The organism is Mucilaginibacter sp. P2_A4, assembly GCF_056405015.1.
The window spans coordinates 573,357-580,076 of the sequence record NZ_JBFUCX010000002.1 but is presented as its reverse complement, the minus strand read 5'-3'; the positions used below and the strand labels follow the sequence as shown (position 1 = coordinate 580,076).

Genomic DNA, 6,720 nt, shown 5'->3' with positions numbered 1-6,720 from the left:
ACTTATTTTATTAATAAGCCGTGCCCGAAGGAGTATAAAGAAAAGACAGGCTACCCATCGGACAAATCAGTATGATCGTACCACACCTTCAGACTCTGTTCTTCGGAACCATGCTCAGCAACAGGCATTAAGCACTATAACTCGTTCGGCCATGCTGCACGGCTATACAAAAATATGTCATTTAACCTTTAGAGGCCACAGGATTTTACAACTCAGGATGACAAATCTTTTAAATCGTCAATTCTCTTTCAGAGTCCAAGGATTTCAAAACCTCAATGACCCGTTTATAATTAACTACACCGCAACCGGTAAAGCTATTCCCTCTGCCTCTTCGGCAACCAGCGGATTAATGCTCTCGTCGTCTTTTTCAACCCTCAGGTTGTTCACAATATGCATCTGGCGGGCGGGGGTATTTTTACCCATGAAATATTCCAGCAAACCTTTAATATTAGCATCCTTAAGAATCACCGGGTCCAGGCGGATATCTTTGCCTATAAATAAACCAAACTCATCTGGCGAGATCTCACCCAAACCTTTAAATCGGGTAATCTCGGGCTTGTTGCCTAATTTGGCTATCGCGTTACGGCGTTCTTCATCGCTGTAGCAATAAATGGTTTCTTTTTTATTACGCACCCTAAACAATGGCGTTTGCAGGATAAATACGTGGCCGGCCTTCACCAAATCCGGAAAGAACTGTAAAAAGAAAGTCATCAGTAACAGGCGGATGTGCATACCATCCACATCGGCATCGGTAGCTATCACTATGTTGTTATAGCGCAGTGCATCCAGGCCATCTTCGATATTGAGGGCGTGTTGCAGCAGGTTAAATTCTTCGTTCTCGTAAACTACTTTTTTGGTTAGTCCGTAGCAGTTAAGTGGTTTTCCCTTTAAGCTAAAAACGGCCTGGGTCATTACATCGCGCGATTTGGTGATAGATCCACTTGCCGAATCACCCTCTGTAATGAACAGCGTAGTATCCTGGCGGCGTTCGTGGGTATCTTCAAAATGCAGTTTGCAATCGCGCAGTTTACGGTTATGCAGTGATGCTTTTTTCGCGCGCTCGTTAGCCAGCTTTTTAATACCGGCAATATCTTTACGCTCACGCTCAGATTGGAGGATCCTTTTCAGCAAGGCATCGGCTGCGGCAGGGTTTTTATGCAGATAATTATCCAGTTCCTTTTTCAGGAAATCATTAATAAACCCACGCACAGATGGCCCTTCCGGACCAATATTTTGCGAACCTAATTTGGTTTTTGTTTGCGATTCAAACACCGGCTCCTGCACTTTAATGGCAATGGCGGCAACTATAGATGCACGGATATCCGACGCATCAAACTCTTTTTTATAAAACTCGCGGATGGTTTTCACCACAGCCTCGCGAAAAGCCGCCTGGTGTGTACCCCCTTGTGTTGTATTTTGGCCGTTAACAAACGAATAGTATTCCTCACCGTATTGCTGACCATGGGTCATGGCTATTTCAATATCCTCGCCTTTAAGGTGGATGATGGGATAGCGCAGTGTTTCAACATCCGTATTTTTAGTTAACAGATCATAAAGACCACGTTCTGAAAAATATTTTTGACCGTTAAAATTAAGTGTTAAGCCCGAATTAAGGAACACATAGTTCCAGATCATGCTATCTACAAACTCAGGTATAAAGCGGTAGTTCCTGAAAATTGTGTCATCGGGAATAAAATTAATGGCGGTACCATTACGTTGGGTAGTTTCTTTTTCCGCTTCATCCCTGATCAGTTCGCCTTTGGCAAATTCAGCCAGTTTGGTACGGCCATCACGGTATGATTGTACAATGAAATTGTTTGATAACGCATTCACCGCCTTAGTACCCACACCGTTCAATCCTACCGATTTTTGGAAGGCCTTGCTATCATATTTACCACCGGTATTTATTTTGGATACGCAATCAATCACCTTACCTAAAGGAATCCCCCGGCCGTAATCACGTACAGATACTTTATGATCGCTCATATTTACCTCAATAGTACGGCCCGATCCCATTACAAACTCATCTATGGAGTTATCAATAATTTCTTTAAGCAACACATATACACCGTCGTCATAAGCCGAGCCATCGCCCAATTTACCTATGTACATACCGGGGCGTAAACGGATGTGTTCTTTCCAATCGAGGGAGCGGATACTATCTTCGCTATAATTAACTGGTTCTGCCATTTATTGAGTAGAATTTTTAAAAAGGCACAAATATGCGCCGGGTGCAAAAATATAGTTTAGGGTTTGAATTGAGCGTTCAAAACTGTCAACTTATTAACATTATGTTACCGGGGTTTAAACTGGAGACTATTACTGGCTTTATCAATGTTTTTGAAAAATTCCGGGTCTTTTTCGTTGGTAAAGCATACGGCCATAATAGTGCCTGTATGGTTGCGCTGCAGCGTAATAAGCAAAGCGTACTTGTAATGCTTTGTTTCGGGCAGATCAAGCAGGTTAAGCAGGTATGATTTACCTGCATCGGCCCGGTAACGGGCAAGTACATTAGCTGGTATGGCGCGTATAAAATTATCCATCTCGCCGGTAAAGGCCGCAGCTTGCGCCTTCCCCATTTTAAGGTATGACGAATCCGGGTTTTCCTGCTCGTGGTTACGCTCATAACTGAGCCAGTTTTGCTTTAATGATTTTACCTGGAACCAGATCTCAAACTCCTGACCGGGAATTTCCATAGCGTAGTCAAAAGAAAAATCCTCATTATTTACTGCGGGGATTTCTTTAAAACCTTTAGGAAAAGTAAAAGTAACATTGGCCTGGGCCAAAAGCTGCGAAAACTCATTAAACTGCTTGCTTCCCTTAACCTGGCTAATGGTTTGTGCTGGTACGGGTTTTCTTTTAGGTTTGGCCAAATACCGCGGCTGTTTTACCTGTGCCATTGCATTGGTAAGGCACAGTAAAAGCATAGCCTGAAGTATGGTGCATTTAAATTGCTTCACAATAGTTTTTCATTAGCGGCCGAAACCAGGGACGTTTCTGTATGTAATTTTATAAAAATAGAAGCACAAATCAAAATTAATTAAAATTTAAAAACTCAAACAACTAAGTTAATATCAGGCATTTGCACCCACCAAAATCTTTAACAAATCCATTATCATCATTTTTATTTGATGAACATAAACATCGCCATAAAAATACTGCAACTAATTGGCTTTATAAATTTTGTTACTAATTTAGACTCGATACAAAATCAAAAAAAGTATCTGTTGCTATTTCATGAAATACCAGGACATTCCACTTATTAATAATGAAGCTATACATAATTTTGAACTAATTATTGATGGCAAACGATCCTTTATCGATTATAAACAAAAAGGTGATAAGATTTACCTGATCCATACCGAAGTACCCGAAGAATTGGAAGGTATGGGCGTTGCGGCCGCTATTGTTGAAAAGGCATTTAATTATATAGAGAGCAACCACCTTAAATTGGTGCCTCTTTGTGTTTATGTATTGGCATTTTTAAAACGGCATCCCGAGTGGAATCGATTACTGGCAGTACACGATTAAGCTATATATCTTTTATTTATTTCCGGTTGATTGCTAAGTATGATGCATTACTTTAGCATAAAATATACATATGGTCGCAAAGCTGTTTCGGAACCTGGTTGATTTTTCTCCAAAATTGAGTTTACGCCTTTGGCAATTATTTTACGAATTTATAGCCCGCAGGTTTAAAAAACTAACCAACTGGAAGTACATGAACTATGGCTTTGCAGATACCCAGGGTAAAGTAACCGATGATTTCAATTTACTAAGCGAAAACCTTTACCATCATTTACTTGGCAAGGCCCAGCTCGCCGGTAAAAACATGCTCGAAGTTGGTTGCGGGCGTGGTGGTGGCTGCGAGCTCATGCTGGCTTATCAACCTAAAACAATTACCGGGCTTGATTTTTCTGAAAACGTGATTAGCTTTTGCAAGCAAACCTATCAGCAGCCAAATTTAAATTTCGTGGCTGGCAATGCCGAAAGCCTGCCGTTTGACGATAATAGCTTTGATATTATTGTTAACCTGGAATCATCACATTGTTATGGTAACCGCGGGGATTTTTTTAAAGAAGTGACACGTACACTTAAACCCGGAGGATTTTTTTTATATGCTGATTTTATGGGCCGTGTACACTATCCAAAACGGCCGGCGCAGTTAACAGAGTGCGGCTTACAGGTTATTACCGAACAGGATATTACCCCCAATGTGTTGCAGGCTATGGAATTGAGCGCGCCCTACAAAGAGGCGATGATAAAAAAAATTGTGCTTAAGCCCTTTCGTAAACCCATTAATGATTTTGTAGGCGTTCCCGGCTCAAACATTTACAATAAGTTTAACAGCGGCGAAACCATTTATTTTTCGATGCTGTGTGGGAAAGGGGAGTGAATGGTTGATTGTGGTTGATTAGGTGAGTGGTTAACTGGGTGAGTGGTTGAAAAATCCTGTAATATGTTCAGCCTGATTATTATTTCCCCGGCAACGGGTCATCAGTTTTACAAATTACACCAATAGGTCCATTTAATAACCAACTGCCTGTTTTTAATGGTGTAGGGCGATGGTATTGAATTATCGCCATAAACAATAAACAAATCTGACGCAGGCTTGTACCGCCATTGCAGCCTTATATTAGTGTTCATGTTTTTAACCTGCCCGTTGTATTGTACATAGGTAGTAAAGTAAAGCGTATTACTTAGGGTGATATCCGCCTTCGGACCAATCAGCCAAAAATCGGTGTTGCCATAAGGTTGTGGCAGCCTAAGGTTGATGTATGAACTGTTTACAGCCAGGTTTACGTAAGGCTGAAACCGGTAACCCAGTTGGCCCGTAATACTTGTACGGTTACCATTTAAATAATATCCACCATGCAAGGCATCAATTAAATAGGTGAATAAAGCCTGCGGCTTGGATACAAACTGCACATCAAGCGTTTTCCAATGATGTTCTGAACCTATAGGCAGAGGCGTTTTGCCCGTGTTGGTAGGATCAAAAGGCACCAGCAATTTTATATAAGTATCAATACCCGATACCGAAAAAGTATTCCTGTTGCGCAGAGTCATCAAATAGGTTAGGTTGCTTTCATTATCTGTACGCTTAAAGCTTTCGTTAAAATAGTAATTGCTCGTTAATTGTATCCCATGACTTAGTACATCACCGCTTTTTGGGAAAAAGTTATGCAATATCAGCGGACTAATTTTATTATACCCAACACGCGGCACATAGCCAACCCCTGCAGTATAGTTTTTACCAACGTACTCATCCTGTAAATAAAGTGTCCAGTATTTACTTAAATATTGCAGGTGAGCGGCCCCTACTATATCATGGCCCTTTACGCCGGGCGTAAATGATTTTAGTCCAAGCAGCTTACCCGTCCACAAATTACTTGGGGATGCCAGGTTGTACTCCATCCCAACATTTCGGTTATAGGCAGTTCCGGGGGTTGCTGTACCGGTTGCATCTTTATTAATGAACATAAACGCTATGTTTGATCGTCCAAACATTCTGCGTTGCAGGGTAAGCACACCATAGTTTTGCGCGGGCTGTGATGCGTCACTCGCTTCGCCGGTTTGTATATCCATTAACCCTACACGCCAGTCTCTGTCAATTTTACCCGTGAGCCTTGTTCCAAACCTTATGGGTGCATTTAACCCGATGCGCCGTGAAAAGAACGGACGAATATCGGCATAGCCAAAATTGCCAAACAGGTCGCCGTTCTCTAAAAAAAACTGGCGCTTCTCCGGAAAAAACAACTCATACCGGTTCAGGTTAATTACCTGCTGATCTACATCAACCTGCGAAAAATCAGGGTTTACAGTCAGATCCAGGTTTAAAGATGATGTCAGTCCAATCTTGGCGTCACCACCAAAATCCTTTCGCCAATCTGTTTTGGTTTTAGCGGTATAGTCTTTAGCTATCCCACCAAGGGCATACGGAATAATAGAGATATTGGTGCCCGCGTCTGGCGGTAACTCGTCCCAAATCAATGAGCCGGTGTATGCCAGTGATGCAGTAGGAAATTGCCTTGGCACCGGCGCCCAGCTCGATTTTTCGGTAGTTACCAAATCGTTTCTGCTAAAGTTGATGCCCCACAGGCCCACTCCTTTTTTGTAACGGATACTTTTAAATGGTATGGCGGCTTCAAATACCCACCTATCCGGATAGTTTTTAACTACCGAGGTCCATTTGTTGTCCCAGCTCAGGTCAACCTTACCACCTTCATACATGGTGCCGTCCCATTGCGCACCTGCGGCATTGGCTCCAAAGCTGAAGCCATCTGTACGGGCATCAAAAGGATCAAGAAAGAAAATGAAATTATCGTTTTTAACAAAATTAAAATCGCGTTTGAGCGACTCAACCATGTATTGGCCCGGCCCCGCGGTGTAGCATACTGCAATGATGTATAGGTTATTGTTATCAAAGGTCATGCGTACCTCGGTATGCACTTTTGCCAGGCTGGTATCCATGGGTGTAACCATAAAAAAATTACTGGCAGAATCGGCCTTAAGCCAGGCATCATCCACAACGCCATCAATAGTTATGGCCGATGCAGCCCGGCGGATGTGGTATTGATACCCATCATTCTTTTTTTGGGCCGATGAAGAAAAATACAAAAAACATAAAACCAGCAGCAATAAGAATTTTAATAGTGATGCCGGTTTTAAGGAATTCAATTTTTTATACTTTAAATTATGAAAGGTTTAATCAAACCTCAG

5 protein-coding genes are annotated in these 6,720 nt (G+C 42.0%); 2 read left to right on the top strand and 3 right to left on the bottom strand.

Annotated features, from left to right (window positions below; all coding sequences use genetic code 11):
- Nucleotides 1-294: 294 nt before the first annotated feature.
- Complete coding sequence (locus AC1DYB_RS06570; protein ID WP_477433413.1) at nt 295-2,190, bottom strand: DNA topoisomerase IV subunit B; 1,896 nt, start codon at nt 2,188-2,190, stop codon at nt 295-297.
- A gap of 104 nt (nt 2,191-2,294) precedes the next feature.
- A complete protein-coding gene (locus AC1DYB_RS06565; protein WP_477395837.1) occupies nt 2,295-2,960 on the bottom strand; it encodes a hypothetical protein in 666 nt (221 codons plus the stop codon).
- Nucleotides 2,961-3,237: 277 nt separating this feature from the next.
- Here AC1DYB_RS06565 and AC1DYB_RS06560 point away from each other — a divergent pair, with 277 nt between their 5' ends.
- Nucleotides 3,238-3,531, top strand: a complete 294-nt coding sequence (locus AC1DYB_RS06560) for a GNAT family N-acetyltransferase (protein WP_477433411.1) — start codon at nt 3,238-3,240, stop codon at nt 3,529-3,531.
- 70 nt (nt 3,532-3,601) lie between these two features.
- Complete coding sequence (locus tag AC1DYB_RS06555; protein WP_477433409.1) at nt 3,602-4,396, top strand: class I SAM-dependent methyltransferase; 795 nt, start codon at nt 3,602-3,604, stop codon at nt 4,394-4,396.
- A 107-nt stretch (nt 4,397-4,503) separates the two neighbouring features.
- On the opposite strand, the gene AC1DYB_RS06550 is transcribed toward AC1DYB_RS06555, so the two are convergent.
- Nucleotides 4,504-6,678 (bottom strand): DUF5916 domain-containing protein, encoded by a 2,175-nt coding sequence (locus AC1DYB_RS06550; RefSeq protein WP_477433407.1) that lies wholly within the window; start codon nt 6,676-6,678, stop codon nt 4,504-4,506.
- Nucleotides 6,679-6,720 lie beyond the last annotated feature (42 nt).

What these genes read in the sequence shown, in the direction of transcription:
- AC1DYB_RS06570 (WP_477433413.1), bottom strand. Translation starts at nt 2,190, where the DNA reads ATGGCAGAACCAGTTAATTATAGCGAAGATAGTATCCGCTCCCTCGAT.
- AC1DYB_RS06560 (WP_477433411.1), top strand. Translation starts at nt 3,238, where the DNA reads ATGAAATACCAGGACATTCCACTTATTAATAATGAAGCTATACATAAT.
- AC1DYB_RS06555 (WP_477433409.1), top strand. Translation starts at nt 3,602, where the DNA reads ATGGTCGCAAAGCTGTTTCGGAACCTGGTTGATTTTTCTCCAAAATTG.